We start from the raw sequence: 23,428 nt of genomic DNA on the forward strand, positions 1-23,428 counted from the left end.
GGCCGGCAAAGTGGTCATACGAACAAAACAATAATGGCTATAGGGATAGCACCATTCCGGAGCGATAAAAGCACCGCCGGCCACCCCGGCGTCGCTATCAGGAATGACAATAATGAATGCTATCCAAGCCCGATTCGCCGACTTGCTGGCGCGTAACGCCGCGCCCGCAGATACGCCCCCGCCCCTGCTGACCCCCGAACTCGCCCGCCGCCTGCTCGACCGTCTCGACAGCCTGCGCCTGTTCGCCCACGGCTACCCGCTGCTGACCAACCTGACCCAGGGCCGGGTCACCCCCGGCGACATGCTCGACTTCGCCTACCGCCACGAACTGGACGGCCTCTCCCTGCACCTGCTGGACGGCGAGCACAACAGCCTGTCGCAGATGACTGCGGAGCAACTGGCCGCCTTCGGCGAGAAGGCCCGCAGCCTGGGTCTTGCCCTGCACGTGGAAATCAGCAGCACCCGCCCCGAGGACGTCGACCAGGCGGTGGCCGTGGCGCTGGCCATCGGCAGCCGCAACATCCGCGTCTACTCACGCTACGAGGGACGCCTGTCGCGGGTGATGGACCTGATCGAAGTGGACCTGCGGCGCCTGGCGCAACTGGCCGACCAGCACGACCTGAACTTCGACTTCGAGCAGCACGAGGAGCTAAAGAGCGACGAGATCGCCGCCCTGCTGCGCAAGGTCGGGCATCCGCGCCTGAACGCGCTGTTCGACTTCGGCAACATGATCAATGCCTGCGAGCGCCCGCTGCCGGCTCTGGCCCACCTCGCTCCGTTCATCCGCCAAGTGCACCTGAAGGGCGTGCGCGTGGTGCCCGAAGCCAACGGCTTCGGCCATTACGGCGTGCTCCAGGGCAGCGCCGAGGACCAGCTGCCCGGCGCGCGGATGCTGCTGGAGCTGCTGCTGCTCGGCGACACCGCGCCCCAGGTGGTGGCCTTCATCCTCGAGCAGGAGAACCACTACATCGCCCCGTCCTTCCGCCAGAGCGACGAGGCCGCCGACCCCTTCATTCCCTATCGCGAGATGAGCGAAACGCCGCTGCCGCCGGGCTACAGCCTGGAACGCATGCTGGCCGACGAGCATCGCTGGGCGAACAACCAGGTGCGCCATGTGCGCGGGCTGCTGAACGAGTTCCGCCTGCTGGCCGAACTGACCCTGGCCGACGCCGCCTGATTCCGACGGTCGCTCCGGCGGCCAACCCTTATCCGTAAACGGTGGAGAACAACAATGACAGCACAGGCTAAAGCCAAGTGGCTCCGTTTCATCGTCCTGGTTCTGGGCGGCGGTACCATCTACAAGCTCGCCAACCTCAAGGACGCCTTCTACATCCCGATGCAGGAACACATGGGGCTGACGCACACGCAGATCGGCACCCTGCTCAGCGTCAACGCCATAGTCGCCACTGCGCTGTTCGTGGTCGGCGGCTTCCTCGCCGACCGCTTCGAAACGCGCCGGCTGATCCCGGTCGGCCTGATCGGCATGGGCGCGCTGGGTGTGTACCTGGCGACCTTCCCCGGCTACAGCCAGTTGCTGATCGTCTTCAGCCTGCTGGCGATCTGCGCCGACTGCATCTTCTGGCCGTCGCTGCTCAAGGCGATCCGCAACCTGGGCAATGACGACGAGCAGAGCCGCCTGTTCGGCTTCCTCGAAGGCGGCCGCGGGGTGGTCGATACGCTGGTGGCCTTCTCCGCCCTGGGCGTATTCGTTGCCCTGGGTTCCGGCGCGGCCGGCCTGAAGGCGGCGATCCTGTTCTACTCGGGGATCGACATCCTGGTCGGCGTGATCACCCTCTTCCTGCTGCGCGAAGCTCCCAAGGCCAATGGTACCGCCGCGGCCAAGGCTGAACCGCAGGGTCTCTCCGGCCTGCTGGAAGCCGTGCGTACGCCGGGCATCTGGCTGGTCAGCCTGAACGTATTCATGGTCTACATCGTCTACTGCGGCCTGACCTACTTCATCCCCTACCTGAAGGACATGTACCAGCTGCCGGTGGCCCTGGTCGGCGCCTACGGCATCATCAACCAGTACTTCCTCAAGGTGCTGGGCGGCCCGCTGGGTGGCTACGTCGCCGACAAGCGCCTGAAGAGCCCGAGCCGCTACCTGAAGTGGGCGTTCGTCGCGCTGCTGCCGCTGATGCTGGTGATCCTCAGCATTCCCCGCGGCGAGAGCTACATCTACGCCGGCATGGCCGCGACCCTGTCCTTCGCCCTGGTGGTATTCACCATGCGCGGCGTGTTCTGGGCGCCGATGAGCGAAGTGGGCATCCCCTCGCGCATCACCGGCTCGGCCTTCGGCATCGGCTGCCTGATCGGCTACGCGCCGGGCATGTTCGCCTACATCATCTACGGCTCGCTGCTCGACCATTATCCGGGCGAACAGGGCTACACCTACGTGTTCAGCCTGATGAGCATCCTGGCGGTGGTGGGCGTGCTGGTCTCCGGCCTGCTGCAGCGGCTGGTGAACAAGCGCGCGGCTGCTCCGGTGGCGGAAGCGCTGGCGTAACGTCAACACCTTAGGGCGTACAACCGTTCGCGGTTGTACGCCGATTCACTCTGGATCACCGTCGGCGCCGTTATCTGGTTTGGAGTGCCTTGAGGCCAAGGCTAACCGGCGTATAACGCGGAGCGTTATGCGCCCTACGGGGCTCGGATGAACCGGCTACCAACCCCGCCGGAGTACGGCCGGCTTGATCCGTACCGCGCGCTGCCCGCTGGCGGCAGCGAATCACGAGAATGCCCCCGACATCTCGTTCATCCTTGCCGGCAAGCGTTCACTTCTCGTTAGCGCAGAACTGCCCCCACGCCGGGTAGCGCAGGCGATGCAGTTGCCCGGCGCTGTCCTCGTAGACCATCTCCACCTCACGGATACCGCAGAAGCTCAGGTCCGCCGGTTGCACCACGCGCTGGATGTCGAGTTGCTGGCCGTAGTGGTAATCCTCTGCCGTCGCTACGTCCTGCGCGGCAAGCGCCGCGCCGGTGAGTGCGAAGCAAGCCAGTGCAATCAGCACTTTCATGGCCGTTCTCCGGCGGGGTCGTTGGGCATGGGCGCACCGGTCATGCTGGGCAATACCGCATCGCGGCGGATGAGCCCATGGAACAGCGCGGCGGCAAGGTGCAGGAGGATGGTGAGCAGCAAGGCATAGGCGATCAGGCTGTGGGCGCCGCGAAGGACGGTGTGCAGTTCCACCGAGGGCGAAACCAGCGCGGGCAGCTCGAAACCTCCCCAGAGCACCACCGGGTAGCCGCCGGCGGATTGCATGGTCCAGCCCACCAGCGGCTGGGCGAGCAGCAGGCCGTAGAGCGCCAGGTGCGAGAGGTGCGCGGCGCCGCGCTGCCAGCCGGGCATGTCGTTGGGCAGCGGCGGGACCCGGTGGGTCAGGCGTATGGCGATACGCAGCAGGACGAGGACCAGCAGCGCGGCACCCAGCGGCTTGTGGATCGCGACCAACATGGCGTGACGCGGGGAGACGCTGGCGACCATGCCCAGGCCGATCAGCAGCATGGCCAGCACCAGCGGCGCCATCAGCCAGTGGAAAACGCGCAGGGAGAGCGGGAAGTAGGTCGGTTTCATCAGTTGTTCTCCTGGGCCTGCTCGCGGGTACGGCGGTTGAAGGATTCCGAGTAGGCGGCCGAGCGCGCGCTGAGCAACGGGTCGTCGGACGCTCGGATGCCGTCGGGCAGGATCAGCGGGTCGTAGTTGATGTCGCGGCAGTCGCCGCCGATTTCCGCCTGCAGGCGCTCGATCACCAGTTCGCCGGCATCCACCTGGCGGCGTTCCTTCGGCCAGGCCTGGGTGGCGTCGGCGGTGCTGTCGCCGGGTTCGCCGAGGGTGAATTGCAGGCGCCAGCGCAAGGGGCCGGCGGCGAGGCGCTGGGTCAGCTCGGCGGCGAGGAAGTTGGCGTCGCCGCGCTTGTCCGCCGCCAGCGGCTCGTAGGGCGCGACGGGCTGCACGGACCAGCGCACCGGCTGCTCGCGCCCGTCCCTGTCCACCAGGTAGAAGGCGTTGAGGCCGTAGTAGGCGCTGTTGGCGTAGCTGGAGGACGGCGTCGAGGATTTCGCCCAGTCGCGGAAGGCCTGGGTTTCCGGGTGCGCCTTGAAGAAGGCGCCGGCCTTTTCCGGGTCGGGCTTGCCGGTGCCGGGTTGCGGCGCGGTCGCCTTCTGCAGGTCGTAGAAGCTGGCGACATCGCGGACGACGAATACCGGCATGGCGTTCATGCCAGTACGCCATTCCTGTCCATCGGCCGGTAGAAAGCGCAGGGCCAGGCTGCGGATCGGCGCGGCGCCATCGCTGGCCGCCGGGTTGCCGCCGGGAATGGCCAGGCGCCCCACCACCGGTACACTGCCCGGCGCGAAGACGCTGGCCCGCGACAATGCGGCGGCGCCCCCGTTGCTCTCGAAGTGGCCGATCACGCACAGGCCCTTGGCGTGGTTGCGTCGGTAACCGGGGTGGACGCCGCCGTTGGCTTCCAGGGTATTGATGACCTTGGCCGGGGTCAGCCGCTGCGGGTCGAGCCAGCCGGCCGTGTAGGCGAAGACGGCGGCGGTGCCCAGGACCACGGCGCCGATGGCGGCCAGGCGCAAGAGTACGTTGGGCGGGGTGTCTGTCATTTCCAGCTCCTCGGGCTTAGGCTGAATGCGTTGAGCGGGTACGACGCACCGCCTGCAGGGTTATTCCCGAGGGCTGCGAAAGTTTTATTTTTTCGCGCCTAGGGAATAGATCGCCACGGCATTCGTCCTTACCGCTCGAACCCACCACTGCCGACGTTGCGATGCACTCACTGGACGATCACTCACTGCGCGAACTGCTGCCCCGGCTGCGGCGCTTCGCCCTGTCGCTGACCCGCAGCGCGAGCAGCGCCGACGACCTGGTTCAGGCGACCCTGGAGAAGGCGCTGTCGGCCTGGACCGGACGGCGCGCGGACGGCGACCTGCGCGCCTGGCTGTTCTCGATCCTCTACCGCCACTTCATCGATGGCCAGCGCCGCGCCCGCCGCTACGCGCGCATCCTCAGCCTGTTCGGCGCGGACAGTGCGGTGAGCGCCTCGCCCGAGGATATCGTCAGCGCCCGCTCGACCCTGGAAGCCTTCGAGCGCCTGCCCGCCGAGCAGCGTGCGCTGCTGACGCTGGTCAGCGTCGAGGGCCTGAGCTACCGCGAGGCGGCCGAAGCACTGGATATTCCCCTGGGCACCGTCATGTCCCGCCTGTCGCGCGCCCGCACGGCGCTGCGCGCGCTGAGCGAAGGCCAGACGGCGACTCCTTCTTTGCGGGTACTGAAATGAACGAACGCATTCCCGACGAGCACGACCTGCACGCCTATCTCGACGACCAGTTGGACCCGGCACGCCGCCAGTGGGTGGAGGCCTGGCTGGCGGCCCACCCCGAGGACGCGCGGCGCGTGGAAGGCTGGCGGCAGGATGCCCAGCAACTGCGCGCGGCCTTTGCCGGCCAGGGGCGTGGGGCGTTGCCTGAACAACTCGACCCGGCGCGGATTCGCCAAGGCATTCAACAGCGGCGGCGGTCGCGACTGGCCACGGCGGCAGCCTTGCTGGTGGCGCTGGGCGTGGGCGGCATGGGTGGCTGGCAGATGCGCGGCGATAGCCTGGCGCGCAACTCGGTGCCGATGCAGGACGCGGTGCAGGCGTATCGGCTGTTCGCCGACGTCAGTCAGAGCGGCCTGGATCTGCGCGATGGCGGCGACCTGCGCAACTGGCTGGCCCACTACCTGAAGGATGCCCCGCCACCGCCGGCGCTGGATCGGGTCGGCCTGAAGACCGTCGGCGCGCGGCTGCTCGCCACCGAACAGGGCGCGGCGGCGCTGGTGATCTACGAGGATGGCCAGGGCCGGCGTTTGACCTTCTTCATCCGCCCGCCGGGCCCGCGCCACGAGATGCTGCCGCAGGGACAACGCACCGACGGCGATCTGCTGACGCGCTACTGGAGCCAGGGCGGGTACAACTATGCGGTGGTGAGCCGCAGTGACGATCCGCAGGCGCGGGTTGTGGGGGAGATGGTGGGGTTCTAGCACGGGCTGGTTAGGGGCGGACGTTGTCCGCCCTTCGCGGGCATGGCCCGCTCCTACGCGAGTCCAAACGCTGGACATGACGTTCGCCGGAACGCACTGCTGTAGGAGCTGGCCACGCCTGCGATAAACCGAACACGGAAACATCGCGGACGAAGTCCGCTCCTACGGGTGTCTGACCGGTCGGATCAGCGAGGGGCTAGCCGATTTTGTTGGAGCGAGCTTGCTCGCGAACCCCGCGTCACGCCCGGCTGCCCGGTGCAATGCGTTCGCGAGCAAGCTCGCTCCTACAGGTTCATAGCCACCCCTGAGCAGGGTGTGGACGAGGCTCAGCCGTCGACGCGCTCGCCGCACAGGTCGAGGACGAACAGGCGCTCCACCTCGGACGGCGCCAGGCCGCTGCCCAGCAGGCTGAACAGCTTGCCCAGCGCCGCTTCGCGGGTCATGCCGCCACCGGAAACCAGTCCCGCATCGCGCAGGCGACTGCCGGCGGCATAGATATCGAACGCCACGTGCCCCTGCGGACACTGGCTGATCGCTGCCAGCACCACGCCGCGCGCATGGGCTTCGCGCAACGCGGCCAGCAGCTCTTCGTTGTCCGAAGGGCCGGTGCCGCTGCCATAGCACTCCAGCAACAGCGCCTGTACGCCACTGCCCAGCAGCGCGCGCAGATGCTCGGCACGCAGGCCGGGGAACAGCGGCAGCACGGCGAGATTCACCGGCTGGCGCGGCCGGAGGTAATCCAGCGCGGCAGGAATCGATTCGGCGCGCTCGCCATGGCGCTCGCGCGGCAGCACGGCGAAGGCATCGAAGGCCTCGCTGCGCAGCTTGGTGACGCGGGCACCGTGCATTAGCTCGCCATTGAAGTAGAGCCAGACGCCCGGCTGAACGCCGGCTTCCAGCGCCTTCAAGCTGCCCAGGAGGTTGGCCGGCGCATCGCTGCCCGGTACGCCCATGGGCTGCATGGAACCGGTCAATACCACCGGCACGTCCAGGCCCAGCAGCAGGAAGGACAGCGCGGCGGCGCTATAGGCCAGGGTGTCGGTGCCGTGCAGCACCAGCACGCCGTCATGGCCGCCCTGCTCCACCGCCTCGACGATGGCGTCGCGCATGGCCAGCCAGTTGGCCTGGGTCATGTTGGCGCTGTCGAGCAGCGGCTGCAGTTCGGCAAAGGACCAGTCGAGGCGAATCTCGCCGTGCCCTTGCAGCTGTTCACGCATGCGAGCTTCGAAACCGCCAGCCGGCGCCAGACCTTCGGCGGTCTGCAGCATGCCGATGGTGCCGCCGGTATAGAGGACGAAAAGGTTCTTCACGCGGCGCATGCCAGTGCTCTTGTAGGAAAGTTCACAGGATAAACCGCGAGGCCGGGAAAAGTCCCGGCCTCGCGTTTCAGACCAAGGTCAGCGGATCAGCCCTGGGCGGGCAGGCTGCCGTGGGCCGGAGCGGTCGAGTTGACCTTGTGGGCGTCGCGCCAGGCATCGTGGTCGATGTCCAGGTCGGCGAACTTGCTGGTATCGAACACCGGGCGCTCGATGCCGGCAGCGCGCTGCTCGTCGTAGTCGCGCATCACGCGCAGGCCGACCTTGATCAGCATCGCCAGGGCCACCAGGTTTACGAAGGCCAGGCAGGTCATGGTGATGTCGGCGAAGGCGAACACGGTGCCCAGGTTCTGCATCGAGCCCCAGAGGATCAGGCCCAGCACCAGGACGCGGAAGGCGATCAGCGCGGTGCGGCTACGGCCGACGATGAACTGCAGGGCGTTCTCGCCGAGGTAGTAGTTGTAGGTGATGCAGGTGAACACGAACAGCGACAGCGCGACGCTGACGAAGATGCGGCCCCAGTCACCCACCACGGCGGCCAGCGAGTTCTGGGTCAGGGTGATGCCGTCGCCTTCGAAGCCGGGGGTGTAGAAGCCCGAGAGCAGGATCAGCAGCGCGGTGCAGGTGCAGATGACGAAGGTGTCGAGGAACACGCTGAATGCCTGGACTACGCCCTGGGACGCCGGGTGACGCACGGCGGCGACGGCGGCCACGTTCGGCGCACTGCCCAGGCCCGCTTCGTTGGCGAACACGCCACGCTTCACGCCCATCACGATGGCGCTGCCCAGCAGACCGGCGAAGGCCGGTTCCAGGCCGAAGGCGCTCTTGACGATGGTGGTCAGCATGTCCGGCACCAGTTCGATCTGGGTGACGATCACGTACAGGGTCACGGCGATGTAGGCCAGGGTCTTGACCGGTACCAGCAGGTCGGACACGGCCGCGATGCGCTGGATGCCGCCGAAGAACACGATGGCCAGCAGCACGGCCAGGCCGATGCCGGAGTACAGCACCGGAATGTCGAAGGCGTTCTGCAGCGAGTGGGTCACGGTGAAGGCTTGCAGGCCGTTGAAGGCGAAGCCGTAGGTGACCAGCAGCAGGACCGCGAAGGTCAGCGCCATCCAGCGCAGCTTCAGGCCGTGCTGGATGTAGTAGGCCGGGCCGCCACGGTACAGGCCGTCGCCGTCGCTGCGCTTGTAGACCTGGGCCAGGGTGCACTCGAAGAAGCTGCTGGACATGCCCACCAGCGCGGTGACCCACATCCAGAACACGGCGCCCGGACCACCCAGGGTCACGGCGATGCCGACACCGGCGATGTTACCGGCGCCCACGCGGCCGGCGAGCGACAGCATCAGGGCCTGGAAGGAGCTCAGTTGGCCAGCCTGGCCGCGGATCGATTCCTTGAACACACCGAACATGTGGCCGAAATGGCGGAACTGGACGAAACGGGAGCGAATGGTGAAATACGCGCCGAGTCCGACGATGAGGACGATGAGAACTTTCCCGGAGAGGAAATCGTTGATCGCGTCGAGCATGTGCTGGGGCCTCGATTGTTATTGTGGGAGCACGGGCCTGGGGCTGGCCCGCTCACTGGGGGCGCATGGTTGCGCTCGAAGCCTGTTGAAACAATTTCGCGGCTTGTTCCGAGTTGATGCGACCTGACGCTATAATTGCGCCAGTCGCATCACCATGACCTGGCACAAATGTCCGAAAACCTTGGCCCCAATCTCAAGCTGCTTTGCGCTCACTACCGTTCTATCTCGGAGGTTTGCCGCAAGCTCGCGATCAATCGCGCGCAGTTCAACAAATACCTCGGCGGGCAGAGCCAGCCCACCGCGTACAACCTCAAGAGAATTGGGGATTTCTTCGGCGTCGAGGACTACGAGCTGCAATTGCCGCCCGAGCAGTTCGCCCGCCTGATCGGTGCGCGGAGTACCTCACCGGCGAACGTGCAGCGCGACGACCCGCTGATGGAAATGCTCCGCCCGCTGCGCGAGCACGCGGGCAACCTGTCGCGCTACTGCGGCTACTACTTCGAATATTCCAACTGCATGTCGGTGCCCGGTTCGATCCTGCTGTCGCTGGTGCACCTCTACGAGGAAGGCGGCAACTTCCTCTTCGAGCGCCAGGAACGCCAGGAACGCTCCAGCAGCACCGACGTGCAGGCCGAGGACTGGGTGCGCTGCCGCTATCTGGGCGCGGCGTTCCAGCTGCAGGACCGGGTGTTCCTGCTGGACTACGAGTCGCTCACCGTCAACGAGATGAGCCAGACCATCCTCATCCCCAGCTTCAAGAGCCGCATCACCCGCCTCAACGGCCTGAAGACCGGCGTCTCCAGCGGCGACCGCCGCACCCCGGCGTGCACCCGCGTGGTGTGGGAATACCTGGGGCCGGAGATCAACCGGATCGCCGCCTACCGTCAGGTGAAGCTGTACCAGCCGGATGATCCGCGCATCGACGACGACGTGCGTCAGCGCTTGTCGGTGGGGCCGATCCGCCATGGGTTGTTCGAGATCGAGTAGAGACGGCTTTTCGTAGGAGCAAGCTTGCTCGCGAACAGCCCAGCACCGGAGCCGCCGGAAAGCCCGTTCGCGAGCAAGGACTGGGCGTCCCCCTCGGTCCTACAGGTAGAGCCCCGCCCTACCCCTTGCGGCTCTGCAACCAGGCGGCAGCCAGCCCACTACCGCAGATCACCGCGATGCCCAGCAGCGCCGACGGCTCCGGCGTATGGCCGAAGATCACCAAGCCCAGCAATCCGGCGAAGACGATCTGGCAGTAGCTGAACGGTGCCAGCAGCGCCGGGGCGGCGTGCTTGAACGCCTGGGTCAGGAACAGGTGCGCGGTCATCCCGCAGGTGCCCAGGGCCAGCATCATCAGGCCATGCACCAGTCCCGGCCATTGCCAGAAGAACGGCACCAGCGCGCTGACGATCAGGGTGTTGCACAGGCCGGCGAAGAAGTTGCTGGTGGTCGGGCTGTCGACCTGGCTGAGCTTGCGGGTCAGCAACTGGTAGAAGCTGAAGCACAACGCCGAGCCGAATGGCAGCAGCACCGCCGGGGTGAACAATGCGCCACCGGGGTGGACGATGACCAGCACGCCGGCGAATCCCACCAGCACCGCCGCCCACTGGCCGGCGCTGACCCGCTCGCCGAGCAGCGGCACCGACAGGGCAGTCACCAGCAGCGGCGCGAGGAAGTTCACCGACGTCGCCTCGGCCAGCGGGATGTACTGCAGCCCCGTGGTGAACAGGAAGCTGGTGCCCAGCAGGCAGAGCGCACGTGCCGCCTGGAGGAACGGATGGCGGGTGCGCAGCACGGCGAAACCGGCACGCGGCAGGAAGATGCCCGCCATCAGCAGGGTGTGCACCACATAGCGCGCCCAGACCACCATGACGATGGGGTAAATGCTCGCCAGGTACTTCGACAGCGCGTCGTGGCTGGAGAACAGGAAAGTCGCCAGGACGATGAGCAGGATGCCCTTGAAGGGCTGGTTGGCGCCGGACAACGGCGATTGGCTGGTACTCATCGGGTCACGGAGATCGAAGGGCGGAAACGGCTGGCACGCCAGCCTACCAAGAAGCACAGGGGAAACAATCCACGCCGGCGACTCGCGGGCCCGCCGCAAGACGATGGTGCATGCTTTCTGACAGAAGCTCGGCGCGCTGAACGGCATGCTACGCGTAATCCCCTGAAAGAAATGTCCCAAACGGTTAATTCCTGTTCGAACAGCGAACAGTTACGCCTCGGACGAATTGCGGCGACGCGCCGGGCGGAACCACTATGGCCCCAGCCGCCGCCTCGATGTGGCGTCCACAACTATAAGAAAGGTCCGTTCACATGCTCATGCTCTCCCTGGCACGCCGTCGCGCGTGCATCGCCCTCACCGCCCCGCCCTCCGCATCTGTCGCGCCCGGCTGATCGCCTGCTCCACGCCCGCTGATCGTTTTCACCGCCTATCCGCCGAACCGCGCGGAGGCCCCCGTTTGCCCGCGAACAACGACAAGAATGCCGAGGGAACACCCATGATCCGCCACTTGCCCCATCTCACCGTCACAGCGTGCCTGCTGCCCGCCCTGCCCGTCCTGGCCCATGCCGACGAAGGCGGCTTCCTCGAAGACGCCAAGGCCAGCCTGCTGTTGCGCAACTTCTACATGAACCGCAATTTCGTCGGCGACGCCCGCCAGAACAAGGCCGAGGAATGGACGCAGAACTTCATCCTCGACGCCCGCTCCGGCTACACCCAGGGCACCGTCGGCCTGGGGATGGACGTGCTGGGCCTGTACAGCGTCAAGCTCGACGGCGGCAAGGGCACCGCCGGCACCCAGCTGCTGCCGGTGCACGACGACGGCCGCCCCGCCGACGACTTCGGCCGCCTGGCGCTGGCCGGCAAGGCGAAGGTGTCGAAGACCGAACTCAAGGCCGGGGAATGGATGGTGGTGCTGCCGATCCTGCGCTCCGACGACGGCCGCTCGCTGCCGCAGACCTTCCAGGGCGCGCAGGTGACCTCGAAGGAGATCGACGGCCTGAGCCTCTACGGCGGCCAGTTCCGCCAGAACAGCCCGCGCAACGATGCCAGCATGGAGGACATGTCGCTGTTCAGCCGCCCCGCCTTCACCTCCGACCGCTTCAACTTCGCCGGCGGCGAATACCGCTTCAACGGCGACCGCACCCTGGTCGGGCTGTGGAATGCCGAGCTGAAGGACATCTACCAGCAGCAGTACCTGCAACTGCAGCACAGCCAGCCGGTGGGCGACTGGGTGCTCGGTGCGAATATCGGCTACTTCTGGGGCAAGGAGGACGGTAGCGCCCGCGCCGGCGACCTGGACAACCGCACCTTCTCCGGGCTGTTCTCGGCAAAATACGGTGCCAGCACCTTCTATGTCGGCCTGCAGAAGGTCATGGGCGAGGACGAGTGGTTCCGCGTCAACGGCACCAGCGGCGGCACCCTGGCCAACGACAGTTTCAACTCCAGCTACGACAACGCGAAGGAGCGCTCCTGGCAACTGCGCCATGACTACGACTTCGCCGCCTTCGGCATCCCCGGCCTGACGCTGATGAACCGCTACCTCAAGGGCAACGACGTGCACAACGCCAGCACCGACGACGGCAGCGAATGGGGCCGCGAGAGCGAACTGGCGTACACGGTGCAGAGCGGCACCTTCAAGACGCTGAACGTCAAGTGGCGCAACTCGACCATGCGTCGTGACTGGGGCCGGACCAACAGCTTCGACGAGAACCGGCTGATCATCAGCTATCCGCTGTCGCTGCTCTGAGGCTTTGTGTAGGAGCGAGCAGCACCACGCTGCCCCCGGCAACTGTAGGAGCGGGCCATGCCCGCGATTCGGGCGCATGGCGCCCTCCTACAATGGGCGCCACTCCCGCACCGGGACTGCGACTCGCGTAGGAGCGGAGCTTCTCCGCGATCCACCGGCAAGGCCGGCGCCCCACAGGTTCGTGCCAGGCATTGGCATCTACCTGCCGCATCGCATTCCGCCGCGATGGATTTCGCGGACAAAGTCCGCTCCTCCGAAAGCGCTCCGCGCCCCATCCGCCATGAAAAAGCCCCGGCATGCCGGGGCTTTTTAACGGAATACGGCTTACTGCCCGGCCGGCTTGTCTTCCGCGTCTTCCGCCTCGATTTCTTCCAGCGCCAGCTCAAGGCCCCAACTGGAAGAGTCGGCAGCCGGCGCGGCTGCTGCGGCGGGCGCCGGCGCCGGACTGGAGGCCGCGGCAGAGTTGGTCACCATGGCCGGGTTGTCCTTGTAGAGCTTGAGCTTCAGGCGCAGGTTGTTCGCCGAGTCGGCGTTCTTCACCGCCTCGTCTTCGCTGATCGCCCCTTCCACCGCCAGGTCGAACAGCGCCTGGTCGAAGGTCTGCATGCCCAGGGCACGAGACTTGTCCATGATCTCCTTGATCATGCTGAAGTCGCCGCGCTTGATGATGTCGCTGATGGTGGCCGTGCCCAGCAGCACCTCCACCGCAGCGCGGCGCTTGCCGTCCTGGGTGCGTACCAGGCGCTGGGAAACGAAGGCCTTGAGGTTGTTGCCCAGGTCGTTGAGCAGCTGTGGCCGGCGCTCCTCGGGGAAGAAGTTGATGATGCGGTCCAGCGCCTGGTTGGCGTTGTTGGCGTGCAGGGTGGAGATCGCCAGGTGGCCGGTGTCGGCGAAGGCCAGGGCGTGTTCCATGGTCTCGCGGTCGCGGATCTCGCCGATCAGGATCACGTCCGGCGCCTGGCGCAGGGTGTTCTTCAGCGCGGCATGGAAGCTGCGGGTGTCCACGCCCACTTCGCGCTGGTTGATGATCGACTTGCGGTGCCGGTGCACGTACTCGATGGGGTCTTCGATGGTGATGATATGCCCGCCGCTGTTGCGGTTGCGGTGATCGATCAGTGCCGCCAGGGAGGTGGACTTGCCCGAGCCGGTGCCGCCGACGAAGAGCACCAGGCCGCGCTTCTCCATCACCACCTTGAGCAGCACCTCCGGCAGCTTCAGGTCCTCGAACAGTGGGATGTCCAGCTTGATGTTCCGCGCCACGATCGACACTTCATTGCGCTGCTTGAACAGGTTGACGCGGAAGCGGCCAACGCCCTGCACCGAAATGGCCAGGTTCATTTCCAGCTCGCGCTCGAAATCGGCACGCTGTTCCTCGTCCATCAGGCTGTAGCCGATGCGCGCCACGTCGCCGCTCTTGAGCGGCTCGTTGGTCAGCGGCTTGAGAACCCCGTTGAACTTGGCGCAAGGCGGCGCGCCGGTGGAAAGGTAGAGGTCGGAACCATCCTGGGTGGCCAGGATTTTCAGCATCGACTGGATATCCATAAGAACTGCATCCGTTCGCAAGGAGGGGGGCGGACGCCGCGGATTCCTCAGCGGCCTACGTGTCGGAATTTTCCGCCGACTCTAGGCAGCAGCCAAGTAAGGCACAATGCCACCCACCGGAAAATGCGACGTACGTCACCGCTCCCGTACAATGCCCATCCCGCCTGACTTTCCGAGGTAATACCGATGCCCGTCGCCATGGCCCGCCATATCCTGGTCAAGACCGCCGCCGAAGCCGAGCAGATCAAGCAGCGCCTGGCCCGTGGCGAGGATTTCGCCGCGCTGGCGCGCAAGCATTCCACCTGTGCCTCCGCCAAGCGTGGCGGCGACCTGGGGGAAGTCCGCCCGGGGCAGATGGTGCGCAGCATCGACCAGGTGATCTTCAAGAAACCCGTCGGCGTGGTGCACGGCCCGGTAAAGAGCCAGTTCGGCTACCATCTGGTCGAAGTCTACTTCCGGGATTGAAGCGATGACGCCACAACAGATCGCCCGTTTCTGCCTGCAACTGCCGGGTGCCCGCGAGGACATCAAGTGGGGCAGCAATCGTGTGTTCTCGGTGGCCGGCAACAAGATGTTCGCCATCCTCGACTTTCTCGACGAAGGCGCCGGCGGCCTGGCCTTCAAGGTCGGTCCGGAGCTGTTCCTGGGCTATGTGGACCGCCCCGGCATTCGCCCGGCGCCCTACCTGGCGCGGGCCTTCTGGGTCGCCATGCAGCGCCCCTACCCCATGGGTGAGGCCGAACTGCGCGAAGCGCTGACGCGCTCGCACCAGCTGGTGGTGGCCCGCCTGCCCAAGCGCCAGCGGCTGGGCCTGTTGCTGGACGAAGCACCATGAAGACCTTGAACTGGGAAGGCATCTGGCAGGCGCCGAACGCCAGCTGGGAGTCGCTGCAACTGGGTGACGGCTGCGCGCAGAGCCAGTTGCGCGCCGTCGACGAGGGTGGCGGGCCGTCCTACCAGCTGGACTATGAACTCCAGTGGGACGACGACTGGCGCCTGCGCGAGGCGCGTTTTTCCGTCGAAGGTAGCCGTGGCCTGCATCAGCTGCACCTGTTGACCGATGGCGAGGGGCACTGGCACACCGCAGGGAGCGAAACGCTGGGCGAGCTGGAGGGCTGCCTGGATATCGATCTCTGGCCGTCACCCTTCACCAATACCTTCCCGATCCGCCGCCTGAAGCTTGCCGACGGCCAGCGCGTGGAGCTGGCGGTGGTCTATCTGGAAGCGCCGAAGCTCAAGCCGGTGCGCATGCGCCAGGGCTATACGCGGGTGGACGCGCGGCATTACCTCTACGAAAACCTCGAAGGCACGAATTTCCAGGCGCTGCTGACGGTGGACGAAAACGGGCTGGTGCTCGATTACCCCACCTTGTTCCGCCGGGTGTGACCCGTCGCGACGGGCCATGTCCGTGATCGCGGGCATGGCCCGCTCCTACAGAATCCGCACACGTCCTGGGCGTAGGAGCGGACTCCGTCCGCGATAGCCCCCGCAGCGGCGTTGATCGCGGACGAAGTCCGCTCCTACAAGAGCATTACGGCCGGCTCGCACGACGCATCCGGCGCATTCCCCACAAAAGCCCTCAAGGTAGTTCGTTAGCTTGCTTTCCTACACGCCAGGTCGGGTCCATCATGTCTTACCCACCCGCCGTTCCGATCCAAGCCTGCACATGTCCACCGAATCCCGCTCCAGCGCCGCAACCACCCTGCAGGTGGTGTCCGTCGTTCTCTTCACCTTCCTCGCCTACCTGACCATCGGCATCCCGCTGGCGGTACTACCCGGCTACGTGCACACCGACCTCGGCTTCGGCTCGGTGCTGGCGGGGCTGGTGATCAGTATCCAGTACCTGGCCACCCTCCTCACCCGCCCCTATGCCGGCCGGGTGATCGACACCCTCGGCCCCAAGCGCGCAGTGCTCTACGGTATGGCCGGATGCGCCGGCAGCGGCGCGCTGATGCTGGCGTCCTGGGCGACGCAGGGCGCGCCGTGGCTCAGCCTGGCAATCCTGATGCTGGCGCGGCTGGTGCTGGGCACCTCGGAAAGCCTGGTGGGCAGTGCGTCCATCAGCTGGGGCATCGACCGGGTCGGCGCACCGAACACCGCCAAGGTGATCTCCTGGAACGGCATCGCCAGCTATGGCGCGCTGGCCGTCGGCGCGCCGCTCGGGGTGCTGATGGTGCAGCATCTGGGCCTGGCCAGCATGGGCGTGAGCATCATCCTGCTGGCGGGGCTGGGCTTCGCGCTGGCCTGGCCGAAGCGGCCGGCGGCCCTGGTGCACGGCGAGCGGATGCCCTTCCACCATGTGCTCGGCCGGGTGACGCCCCATGGCATGGGATTGGCGCTGGGCGCGATCGGCTTCGGCACCATCGCCACCTTCATCACCCTGTATTACGGCAGCCGTGGCTGGAGCGACGCGGTGTACTGCCTGACGGCCTTCGGCGGCTGCTTCATCGGCGCGCGCCTGCTGTTCGCCCAGGCGATCAACCGCCACGGCGGCTTCCGCGTCGCCATCGCCTGCCTGTCGGTGGAAAGTCTCGGGCTGCTGCTGTTGTGGCTGGCGCCCTCGCCCTGGCTGGCACTGGCGGGCGCGGCGTTGAGCGGCTTCGGGTTCTCCCTAGTATTCCCGGCCCTGGGCGTGGAGGCCGTCGGCCTCGTGCCCGCCTCCAACCGTGGCGCCGCGCTGGGCGCCTACTCGCTGTTCATCGACGTGTCGCTGGGCATCACCGGGCCCCTGGCGGGCGCCATCGCCGGGGCCTTCGGCTTCGGCTCGATCTTCCTCTTCGCCGCACTGGCGGCGCTCAGCGGGCTGGCCCTGAGCCTGGTGCTGTACCAGCGCTCTTTCGCCCGTTAGTCGAAGGCCAGGGCCTGGCGCACCGAGGGTTCGCGGCAGCCGGCGAACATGTCCAGGCCAGCGTTGTAGGTGCGGGTGCGCACCTCCAGCAGGCCGAGCATGGAGTGGAACAGGTTGTCCTGGGACAGCGGCTGGGCGGCGTGCTGGCGCAGGCAGGCGCTGTCCAGTGCGAAGGACTGCTGGTAGCCCTCGGAGAACCACGCCAGCATGCCGACGTGCTTCTGCTGGTCCGGCGCGAGCACGTAGGGCGTGCCGTGCAGGAACAGGTTGTACTCACCCAGCGATTCGCCGTGGTCGGCCATGTAGATCATCGCCGTGTCCAGCTTCGACTGGTTGCTGCGCAGCAGGTCGATCAGGCTGGCCAGCACGTGGTCGGTGTACAGCACGGTGTTGTCGTAGCCGTTGACGATGCTTTCCCGCGAGCAGGCGCTGAGGTCGTTGCTCTGGCACACCGGGGTGAACTTCTCGAAGTCCTTCGGGTAGCGCTTGTAGTAGGCCGGGCCGTGGCTGCCCATCTGGTGCAGGACCAGCACGGTGTCGCGGTCGAGCCCGTCGATATAGGCCTGCAGATCCTTGAGCAGGATGTCGTCGTGGCATTCGCCATCGCCGCACAGGGCCGGGTCCTTGGAGTGGCTCAGGTCCTCGAAGGCCACGCGGTCGCAGGTGCCCTTGCAGCCGGATTGGTTGTCCCGCCACAGCACCTGGAAACCGGCGCGCTTGAGCACGTCGAGCAGGCCTTCCTGGCTCTTGGCCTCGGCATCGCTGTAGTGCCGGCGGGTCAGGTCGGAGAACATGCAGGGCACCGACACGGCGGTCTCGGTGCCGCAGGAGTGCACGTCGCTGAAGTTGATCACGCCCTGCTCCGCGCTCAGTCGCGGGTTGGTGTCGCGGTGGTACCCGTTGAGGGCGAAGTTCTCGGCCCGCGCGCTCTCGCCGACCACCAGCACCGTCAGCGACTTGCGCCCGTGCGCCTGCCAGCTGGCCGCACGTTCGGCATCGGCGGCCGTCGGTCGCAGCGCCGCGTGGCTTGCCGTCGCCTTGCCCTTGGCCAGGCTGAACAGCGCGCCAACGGTATTGCTCGGGGTGACCTGCATGCGCAGCTCATGGTGATTGCGCAGCATCGATGACAGCCCCTGGTAGTTGCCCAGGGCGATGCCGCCGACCATCAGCATCGACACGACGCCCACGCAGGCCTTGCTCAGCAGCTCGCGGGGCCAGCTGCGATAGGCGATCGGCAGGCGCCAGAGCAGCACCACCGGCAGTGCGCCGAGCAGCAACAGGTAGGCGGCCAGCTTGAAGGAGAGCAGATCGCGGACTTCCGCCGGATCGGTTTCCAGCACGTTGCGCAGCATCTCGACATCGATCAGCACGCCGTACTGGTTCATGAAATATGCCACCCCGGCACTGAGCAGCAGCAAGGCGGTCAGCACCGGCTTGAGCAGGCCACGGAAGGCGAACAGGGTCAGGATCAGGTTGAAACAGACGACCAGCAGCAGCGCGAACGCCCCGGCCAGCAGACGCCCCGGCCAGCCCGTCGGTGTGATCTCGAGCAGATGCTGCCAGAGCGGCAGGTTGTAGCAGGCGAGCAACAGGACGCTGGTGAGCAGGGTGACCCATTCGGGGCGGAGCGGACGAAGCTTGAACATCGGGGAAAGGATTCCGGAACTGCGGGAATTGCCCGGAAACCGTGGTCTTCAACGCCCCGGCCGGCGAGCGAAGCAGATGCTAGGAACGCTGCCGTCAATCTTTCGTGAAAAAAAACTGCAAAAAAGGTGGGAACCCGATCACACCGGGAAGGCAGGTGATCGCCCGACGACCCGCCACAGTGTCAACCCTGGGCACATCAAGTCCGAAAAGATTCGATCCTCTGCTATCATCGCGCCCGCTACGGCCCGCCAGAGGCCGGCTACAACCCGCAAAACGAGCCAACACAGGACGCCACTTCCCTGATGACACACATCGGGGCGGAAGGCCTTTTTCGTCCTGTCGGCGCTGCACCATTAGCACAAGGAAAACAACATGCTGCACCACCGCATCAGCCTGCTCGCGCTGGGCATTCTCGCGTCCACCGCCGCCCTGGCTGACGACCAGTCCACCGCCAAGGGCTTCGTCGAGGACGGTCACTTCGACCTGTTCTTCCGCAATGGCTACATGTACCGCGACTACAAGCACGGCCGTGACGACAAGTCCGAGTGGGGCCAGGCCGCCACCGCGACCTTCACCTCCGGCTTCACCCAGGGCACCGTCGGCGTCGGCGCCGATGTCTTCGGCATGTACGCGATCAACCTGGACGAGAACGGCAAGCGCGCCGGCGCTCCGGGTATCGACTTCTTCAAGGTCGACGGCGACGGCAACCCGGCCAGCGACCTGGCCCGCGCCGGTGGCGCGGTGAAGGCCCGCGTCTCCAACACCGTGATCAAGTACGGCGACCAGATGCCCGCCCTGCCGGTGCTGAGCTACGACAACTCCCGCCTGCTGCCGGAAACCTTCTCCGGCACCCTGGTCACCTCGAAGGAGATCGAAGGCCTGGAGCTGAACGTCGGCCGCTTCACCTCGGAAGTCCAGAAGAGCGCGGAAGGCCACGACAGCGGCGGCCTCAAGCGCATCGACGTGTTCGGCGGCAGCTACAAGTTCACCGACAACTTCAGCGGCGCCCTGTACGGCCAGGACAACGAAGACGTTGCCCGCAAGCAGTACATGAACCTGAACTACGTCATCCCGATGGCTGACCGCGAGTCGCTGACCTTCGACTTCAACGGCTACAAGACCAAGCTGAACAAGGACTGGGCCGAGGAGTTCAACGGCGGCAACCGCGACAACACCATCTGGAGCCTGTCGGCCTCGTACAACATCGGCGTGCACACCTTCATGCTCGCCCACCAGCGCAACAACGGCGACACTGGCTACCTGTACGGCGGCTACCAGAGCGGCGACTACATCGGCGACGGCGGCACCACCATCTGGCTGGCCAACTCCTACTGGTCCGACTTCAACGGCGAGGACGAGCGCTCCTGGCAGGGCAGCTACAGCCTGGACTTCTCCGAGTACGGCGTACCGGGCCTGAGCTACACCGTGGCCTACGTCTACGGCGACAACATCAAGACCGACGAGACCAGCGACGGCAAGGAGCGCGAAATCTTCAACCAGCTGAAGTACGTGGTACCGAGCGGCCCGGCCAAGGACCTGTCGGTCAAGCTGCGCGGTTCCTGGCTGCGCGTGTCCAACGACGCCCGCTCCTACAACGACGACGGCAACGAAGTCCGCGTCTTCGTCGAGTACCCGGTCAACGTCTTCTGATGTGCTGATCGACGCTTGATGCAAAACGCCCCGTGGCAGCGATGCCACGGGGCGTTTTCATTTCAGGCTGCGGTGCTGCGCCTACGCGGCGCCAGCGGCGGGGCTCAGCGCACCACGCTGTTGATGTCGTGGCGGTTGAGCGAGGTACGCATTTCCTCGTACCAATCCGGAATCATTTCCTTCAGGCGCTCCTTGGCGTCTTCCAGCTTGAACGGCTGGGTGTAGCGCTTCTTGCGGTACGAGTAGATGTAGTAGGTGCCGTTGCGATAGAGGATGCGGTCGAAGGTATAGAACGCGATGTTCGTGCCGTTGCAACGCGCGGTCAGCACCATGTCGCCCTCTTCGTAGGGCAGCACGCCTTCGGCGCATTCGTAGGTGAAGAACTCGCGCACGTCGTCCCAGTCCACGCCATCGCTGCTGGCCCGCAGGAAGGCCTCGGCCTTTTCCTCGGAGTCATCGGAATGATCGCTGTACCAGATGAACAGCGGAATGCTCTGGTTGGTCTCGTCGCCCAGCCAGCTTTCGCCATCCAGGTACTGCGCGCCGCGCGCCAGGCTCGCCTGCATGCGGCGGTGGCTCTGGCGGTACTCCTCCAGCGCCTCGTCGAACGCCGGGCTGTCCTCGCCGAGCATCACGCCCTCGGCTCCCTTGATCGCCGCCACGCGCGCCAGGTAGTCGGCGTACAGCGCGGCATCCTGAATGACGGTGCAGGTGTCGCGGGTCAGGCTCAGGCCGATCTCGGTGAAGTTGGCGCTGCCCAGGATCACCACGTCCGGTTCGACCAGGATCAGCTTCCAGTGCACGCTGTTCTGCGCGCGGAAGTCGACGTGCAGGGTCACGTTCGCATCGGTGTCGCGCACGCAGAAATCGATGAAGTCCGGCGAGGTGAAGGCGTTGATGGTGCCGACCAGCAGATCGACGGTGTTGCCGTTCTCCACCAGGGTCTCGACCAGCGACTCGGTCTCACTGGCGGAGGCCGTGACGACGGTGATCAGTTTGTCGCTGACCTGCTCCAGGTACTGCTTGAGCGAGTTTTGAGCGTTAAGGATTTTCATACAGCCCCCACCGAAATTCTGAACACCCGAATTCTGAGGCAGGACAATGGCGGGTTTCAACTGCCTCGTTGCTCCCTTGCCCCCGCAGAATGGGCGCTTCAGCCGCACGGCATGCAAGGTACCGGCCTTTTGTGGCATAATAGGCGGCTTTGCCAGGCACGCCTCGGTCCACTCGACCGCCGCGCCCTCCCCGCACGCCCGCGCCCGGCGCGCACCATGTTCAGCCAAGGGTTACCCAGTTGATTTCCACCGCCAATATCACCATGCAGTTCGGCGCCAAGCCGTTGTTCGAAAACGTTTCCGTCAAGTTCGGCAACGGCAACCGCTACGGCCTGATCGGCGCCAACGGTTGCGGCAAGTCGACCTTCATGAAGATCCTCGGCGGTGAGCTGGAGCCTTCCAGCGGCCAGGTGATGCTGGAGAACGGCGTGCGCCTGGGCAAGCTGCGCCAGGATCAGTTCGCCTATGAAGACTTCAGCGTGATCGACACCGTGATCATGGGCCACGAGGAGCTGTGGAAGGTCAAGGCCGAGCGCGATCGCATCTACTCCCTGCCGGAGATGAGCGAGGAAGACGGCATGGCCGTGGCCGAACTGGAAGTGCAGTTCGCCGAATTCGACGGCTACACCGCCGAATCCCGCGCCGGCGAGCTGCTGCTGGGCCTGGGCATTCCGCTGGAACAGCACTTCGGCCCGATGAGCGCTGTCGCTCCGGGTTGGAAGCTGCGCGTCCTGCTGGCCCAGGCGCTGTTCTCCGATCCGGACCTGCTGCTGCTCGACGAACCGACCAACCACCTGGACATCAACACCATCCGCTGGCTGGAAAACGTCATCACGGCGCGCAACAGCACCATGATCATCATTTCCCACGACCGCCACTTCCTGAACAGCGTCTGCACCCACATGGCGGACCTGGACTACGGCGAGCTGCGCCTGTTCCCGGGCAACTACGACGAGTACATGACCGCGGCCGAGCAGGCCCGCGAGCGCCTGCTGTCGGACAACGCCAAGAAGAAGGCGCAGATCGCCGAACTGCAGACCTTCGTCAGCCGCTTCTCGGCCAACGCCTCCAAGGCCAAGCAGGCGACCAGCCGCGCCCGCCAGATCGACAAGATCCAGCTGGAAGAGGTCAAGCCGTCCAGCCGCGTCAGCCCGTTCATCCGCTTCGAGCAGTACAAGAAGCTGCACCGCCAGGCGGTGACCCTGGAGAAGGTCAGCCAGGGCTTCGACGGCGTGGCGCTGTTCAAGAACCTGAGCCTGCAGGTGGAAGCCGGCGAGCGCATCGCCATCATCGGCCCCAACGGCATCGGCAAGACCACCCTGCTGCGCACCCTGGTCGGCGAAATGGCGCCCACCCACGGTGAGGTGAAGTGGACCGACAGCGCCGACATCGGCTACTTCGCCCAGGACCACGCCGAGGACTTCGAAGAGGACTACAACCTGTTCGACTGGATGGCCCAGTGGACCCAGGGCGGCGAGCAGCTGGTGCGCGGCACCCTCGGCCGCATGCTGTTCTCCAACGACGACATCAAGAAGTCGGTGAAGGTCATCTCCGGTGGTGAACAGGGCCGCATGCTGTTCGGCAAGCTGATCCTGAAGAAGCCCAACGTGCTGGTGATGGACGAGCCGACCAACCACCTGGACATGGAATCCATCGAGGCGTTGAACCTGGCGCTGGAGAACTACCCGGGCACGCTGATCTTCGTCAGCCATGACCGCGAGTTCGTCTCCTCCCTGGCTACCCGCATCATCGAGCTGTCGGAAAACGGCGTGACCGACTTCAGCGGCACCTACGACGACTACCTGCGCAGCCAGGGCGTGATCGTCTGACGCATCGCCGTCCATGAAAAAGCCCCGCCAGTGCGGGGCTTTTTTCTGCGCGCTTTTCGTGGGCGCGGACTTTGTCCGCGATTCGCGGGCATGGCCCGCTCCTACGGGTTGAGGCAGTTCTTGTAGGAGCTGGCCATGCCTGCGAAAGCCTAAGCACAAGCATCGCGGACGGAGTCCGCTCCTACGGGCGATGTCCTGCGCGACTCCCAGTTCGCTGGATTGTGTTTTGTAGGAGCGGACTTTGTCCGCG

General features: G+C 65.8%; 21 protein-coding genes. 12 read left to right on the plus strand and 9 right to left on the minus strand.

The annotated features are described in order from the left end of the window. Window positions 1-109: 109 nt before the first annotated feature. Together ACQ5BL_RS19775 and ACQ5BL_RS19780 are read left to right on the plus strand one after the other, a co-directional pair. Entirely contained in the window at window positions 110-1,177 is a 1,068-nt protein-coding gene (locus tag ACQ5BL_RS19775; RefSeq protein ID WP_430293264.1) for a sugar phosphate isomerase/epimerase family protein, read from the plus strand. Window positions 1,178-1,231: 54 nt separating this feature from the next. Beyond that, complete coding sequence (locus ACQ5BL_RS19780) at window positions 1,232-2,503, plus strand: MFS transporter (protein ID WP_243808313.1); 1,272 nt, start codon at window positions 1,232-1,234, stop codon at window positions 2,501-2,503. A 268-nt stretch (window positions 2,504-2,771) separates the two neighbouring features. On the opposite strand, the gene ACQ5BL_RS19785 is transcribed toward ACQ5BL_RS19780, so the two are convergent. From ACQ5BL_RS19785 to ACQ5BL_RS19795, 3 genes are read right to left on the minus strand one after another with little or no spacing between them, the layout of a single operon-like run. After that, window positions 2,772-3,014 carry a DUF2790 domain-containing protein gene (locus tag ACQ5BL_RS19785; RefSeq protein WP_243808312.1) on the minus strand — a complete coding sequence of 81 codons (243 nt, stop codon included), beginning with the start codon at window positions 3,012-3,014 and terminating at the stop codon, window positions 2,772-2,774. Next, window positions 3,011-3,571: a cytochrome b gene (locus ACQ5BL_RS19790; protein WP_243808311.1), complete on the minus strand. Its 561-nt coding sequence runs from the start codon at window positions 3,569-3,571 to the stop codon at window positions 3,011-3,013. Before ACQ5BL_RS19790 ends, ACQ5BL_RS19785 begins: the two co-directional genes overlap by 4 nt. After that, a complete protein-coding gene (locus tag ACQ5BL_RS19795; protein WP_243808310.1) occupies window positions 3,571-4,608 on the minus strand; it encodes a catalase family peroxidase in 1,038 nt (345 codons plus the stop codon). Before ACQ5BL_RS19795 ends, ACQ5BL_RS19790 begins: the two co-directional genes overlap by 1 nt. A gap of 161 nt (window positions 4,609-4,769) precedes the next feature. Here ACQ5BL_RS19795 and ACQ5BL_RS19800 point away from each other — a divergent pair, with 161 nt between their 5' ends. Both ACQ5BL_RS19800 and ACQ5BL_RS19805 read left to right on the plus strand, forming a co-directional pair. Then, on the plus strand, window positions 4,770-5,279 hold the full coding sequence (locus ACQ5BL_RS19800; protein ID WP_243808309.1) for a sigma-70 family RNA polymerase sigma factor: 510 nt from the start codon (window positions 4,770-4,772) through the stop codon (window positions 5,277-5,279). Further along, window positions 5,276-6,022, plus strand: a complete 747-nt coding sequence (locus ACQ5BL_RS19805; RefSeq protein WP_243808308.1) for an anti-sigma factor family protein — start codon at window positions 5,276-5,278, stop codon at window positions 6,020-6,022. The genes ACQ5BL_RS19800 and ACQ5BL_RS19805 overlap by 4 nt, the downstream gene beginning before the upstream one ends. A 326-nt stretch (window positions 6,023-6,348) precedes the next feature. Here ACQ5BL_RS19805 and ACQ5BL_RS19810 read toward each other — a convergent pair whose 3' ends face one another. Both ACQ5BL_RS19810 and ACQ5BL_RS19815 read right to left on the minus strand, forming a co-directional pair. Next, the gene (locus tag ACQ5BL_RS19810; protein ID WP_243808307.1) at window positions 6,349-7,341 is read right to left on the minus strand and encodes an asparaginase; all 993 of its coding nucleotides are present in this window, start codon (window positions 7,339-7,341) and stop codon (window positions 6,349-6,351) included. 86 nt (window positions 7,342-7,427) lie between these two features. Continuing rightward, the gene (locus tag ACQ5BL_RS19815; RefSeq protein WP_243808306.1) at window positions 7,428-8,870 is read right to left on the minus strand and encodes an alanine/glycine:cation symporter family protein; all 1,443 of its coding nucleotides are present in this window, start codon (window positions 8,868-8,870) and stop codon (window positions 7,428-7,430) included. A gap of 168 nt (window positions 8,871-9,038) precedes the next feature. Here ACQ5BL_RS19815 and ACQ5BL_RS19820 point away from each other — a divergent pair, with 168 nt between their 5' ends. Further along, entirely contained in the window at window positions 9,039-9,857 is an 819-nt protein-coding gene (locus ACQ5BL_RS19820) for a helix-turn-helix domain-containing protein (protein ID WP_207886857.1), read from the plus strand. Between the two features lie 118 nt (window positions 9,858-9,975). Here ACQ5BL_RS19820 and ACQ5BL_RS19825 read toward each other — a convergent pair whose 3' ends face one another. Next, entirely contained in the window at window positions 9,976-10,860 is an 885-nt protein-coding gene (locus tag ACQ5BL_RS19825) for a DMT family transporter (RefSeq protein ID WP_243808305.1), read from the minus strand. A 496-nt stretch (window positions 10,861-11,356) separates the two neighbouring features. Between ACQ5BL_RS19825 and ACQ5BL_RS19830 the strand changes: the two genes are divergently transcribed. Beyond that, a complete protein-coding gene (locus tag ACQ5BL_RS19830; RefSeq protein WP_243808304.1) occupies window positions 11,357-12,607 on the plus strand; it encodes an OprD family porin in 1,251 nt (416 codons plus the stop codon). A 324-nt stretch (window positions 12,608-12,931) separates the two neighbouring features. Here ACQ5BL_RS19830 and ACQ5BL_RS19835 read toward each other — a convergent pair whose 3' ends face one another. Beyond that, window positions 12,932-14,149: a PilT/PilU family type 4a pilus ATPase gene (locus ACQ5BL_RS19835; RefSeq protein WP_243808303.1), complete on the minus strand. Its 1,218-nt coding sequence runs from the start codon at window positions 14,147-14,149 to the stop codon at window positions 12,932-12,934. Between the two features lie 186 nt (window positions 14,150-14,335). Between ACQ5BL_RS19835 and ACQ5BL_RS19840 the strand changes: the two genes are divergently transcribed. From ACQ5BL_RS19840 to ACQ5BL_RS19855, 4 genes are all read left to right on the plus strand, one after another. Further along, entirely contained in the window at window positions 14,336-14,614 is a 279-nt protein-coding gene (locus ACQ5BL_RS19840) for a peptidylprolyl isomerase (RefSeq protein WP_207886861.1), read from the plus strand. Between the two features lie 4 nt (window positions 14,615-14,618). After that, window positions 14,619-14,984, plus strand: coding sequence for an MmcQ/YjbR family DNA-binding protein (locus ACQ5BL_RS19845; protein WP_243808302.1), 366 nt, complete (start codon window positions 14,619-14,621; stop codon window positions 14,982-14,984). Further along, a complete protein-coding gene (locus ACQ5BL_RS19850) occupies window positions 14,981-15,535 on the plus strand; it encodes a putative glycolipid-binding domain-containing protein (RefSeq protein WP_243808301.1) in 555 nt (184 codons plus the stop codon). Before ACQ5BL_RS19845 ends, ACQ5BL_RS19850 begins: the two co-directional genes overlap by 4 nt. Before the next feature lie 280 nt (window positions 15,536-15,815). After that, the gene (locus ACQ5BL_RS19855; RefSeq protein WP_207886864.1) at window positions 15,816-16,997 is read left to right on the plus strand and encodes an MFS transporter; all 1,182 of its coding nucleotides are present in this window, start codon (window positions 15,816-15,818) and stop codon (window positions 16,995-16,997) included. On the opposite strand, the gene ACQ5BL_RS19860 is transcribed toward ACQ5BL_RS19855, so the two are convergent. Beyond that, a complete protein-coding gene (locus tag ACQ5BL_RS19860; RefSeq protein ID WP_243808300.1) occupies window positions 16,994-18,643 on the minus strand; it encodes a phosphoethanolamine transferase in 1,650 nt (549 codons plus the stop codon). The genes ACQ5BL_RS19855 and ACQ5BL_RS19860 overlap by 4 nt on opposite strands. 373 nt (window positions 18,644-19,016) lie before the next feature. Between ACQ5BL_RS19860 and ACQ5BL_RS19865 the strand changes: the two genes are divergently transcribed. After that, a complete protein-coding gene (locus ACQ5BL_RS19865; protein WP_243808299.1) occupies window positions 19,017-20,294 on the plus strand; it encodes an OprD family porin in 1,278 nt (425 codons plus the stop codon). 104 nt (window positions 20,295-20,398) lie between these two features. On the opposite strand, the gene ACQ5BL_RS19870 is transcribed toward ACQ5BL_RS19865, so the two are convergent. Further along, window positions 20,399-21,349: a phospholipase D family protein gene (locus ACQ5BL_RS19870; RefSeq protein ID WP_207886867.1), complete on the minus strand. Its 951-nt coding sequence runs from the start codon at window positions 21,347-21,349 to the stop codon at window positions 20,399-20,401. A 239-nt stretch (window positions 21,350-21,588) separates the two neighbouring features. On the opposite strand from ACQ5BL_RS19870, the gene ACQ5BL_RS19875 reads away from it, so the two are divergent. Next, window positions 21,589-23,178 (plus strand): ABC-F family ATPase, encoded by a 1,590-nt coding sequence (locus ACQ5BL_RS19875; protein WP_207886868.1) that lies wholly within the window; start codon window positions 21,589-21,591, stop codon window positions 23,176-23,178. Window positions 23,179-23,428: the final 250 nt, after the last annotated feature.

The sequence above is a fragment of the Pseudomonas sp. B1-22 genome (genome assembly GCF_050474425.1).
GTDB lineage: Bacteria > Pseudomonadota > Gammaproteobacteria > Pseudomonadales > Pseudomonadaceae > Pseudomonas.

What these genes read in the sequence shown, in the direction of transcription:
- ACQ5BL_RS19830 (WP_243808304.1), top strand. Translation starts at nt 11,357, where the DNA reads ATGATCCGCCACTTGCCCCATCTCACCGTCACAGCGTGCCTGCTGCCC.
- ACQ5BL_RS19790 (WP_243808311.1), bottom strand. Translation starts at nt 3,571, where the DNA reads ATGAAACCGACCTACTTCCCGCTCTCCCTGCGCGTTTTCCACTGGCTG.
- ACQ5BL_RS19845 (WP_243808302.1), top strand. Translation starts at nt 14,619, where the DNA reads ATGACGCCACAACAGATCGCCCGTTTCTGCCTGCAACTGCCGGGTGCC.
- ACQ5BL_RS19810 (WP_243808307.1), bottom strand. Translation starts at nt 7,341, where the DNA reads ATGCGCCGCGTGAAGAACCTTTTCGTCCTCTATACCGGCGGCACCATC.
- ACQ5BL_RS19825 (WP_243808305.1), bottom strand. Translation starts at nt 10,860, where the DNA reads ATGAGTACCAGCCAATCGCCGTTGTCCGGCGCCAACCAGCCCTTCAAG.
- ACQ5BL_RS19870 (WP_207886867.1), bottom strand. Translation starts at nt 21,349, where the DNA reads ATGAAAATCCTTAACGCTCAAAACTCGCTCAAGCAGTACCTGGAGCAG.
- ACQ5BL_RS19850 (WP_243808301.1), top strand. Translation starts at nt 14,981, where the DNA reads ATGAAGACCTTGAACTGGGAAGGCATCTGGCAGGCGCCGAACGCCAGC.
- ACQ5BL_RS19815 (WP_243808306.1), bottom strand. Translation starts at nt 8,870, where the DNA reads ATGCTCGACGCGATCAACGATTTCCTCTCCGGGAAAGTTCTCATCGTC.
- ACQ5BL_RS19795 (WP_243808310.1), bottom strand. Translation starts at nt 4,608, where the DNA reads ATGACAGACACCCCGCCCAACGTACTCTTGCGCCTGGCCGCCATCGGC.
- ACQ5BL_RS19865 (WP_243808299.1), top strand. Translation starts at nt 19,017, where the DNA reads ATGCTGCACCACCGCATCAGCCTGCTCGCGCTGGGCATTCTCGCGTCC.
- ACQ5BL_RS19840 (WP_207886861.1), top strand. Translation starts at nt 14,336, where the DNA reads ATGCCCGTCGCCATGGCCCGCCATATCCTGGTCAAGACCGCCGCCGAA.
- ACQ5BL_RS19820 (WP_207886857.1), top strand. Translation starts at nt 9,039, where the DNA reads ATGTCCGAAAACCTTGGCCCCAATCTCAAGCTGCTTTGCGCTCACTAC.
- ACQ5BL_RS19855 (WP_207886864.1), top strand. Translation starts at nt 15,816, where the DNA reads ATGTCCACCGAATCCCGCTCCAGCGCCGCAACCACCCTGCAGGTGGTG.
- ACQ5BL_RS19835 (WP_243808303.1), bottom strand. Translation starts at nt 14,149, where the DNA reads ATGGATATCCAGTCGATGCTGAAAATCCTGGCCACCCAGGATGGTTCC.
- ACQ5BL_RS19860 (WP_243808300.1), bottom strand. Translation starts at nt 18,643, where the DNA reads ATGTTCAAGCTTCGTCCGCTCCGCCCCGAATGGGTCACCCTGCTCACC.
- ACQ5BL_RS19800 (WP_243808309.1), top strand. Translation starts at nt 4,770, where the DNA reads ATGCACTCACTGGACGATCACTCACTGCGCGAACTGCTGCCCCGGCTG.
- ACQ5BL_RS19805 (WP_243808308.1), top strand. Translation starts at nt 5,276, where the DNA reads ATGAACGAACGCATTCCCGACGAGCACGACCTGCACGCCTATCTCGAC.
- ACQ5BL_RS19785 (WP_243808312.1), bottom strand. Translation starts at nt 3,014, where the DNA reads ATGAAAGTGCTGATTGCACTGGCTTGCTTCGCACTCACCGGCGCGGCG.
- ACQ5BL_RS19780 (WP_243808313.1), top strand. Translation starts at nt 1,232, where the DNA reads ATGACAGCACAGGCTAAAGCCAAGTGGCTCCGTTTCATCGTCCTGGTT.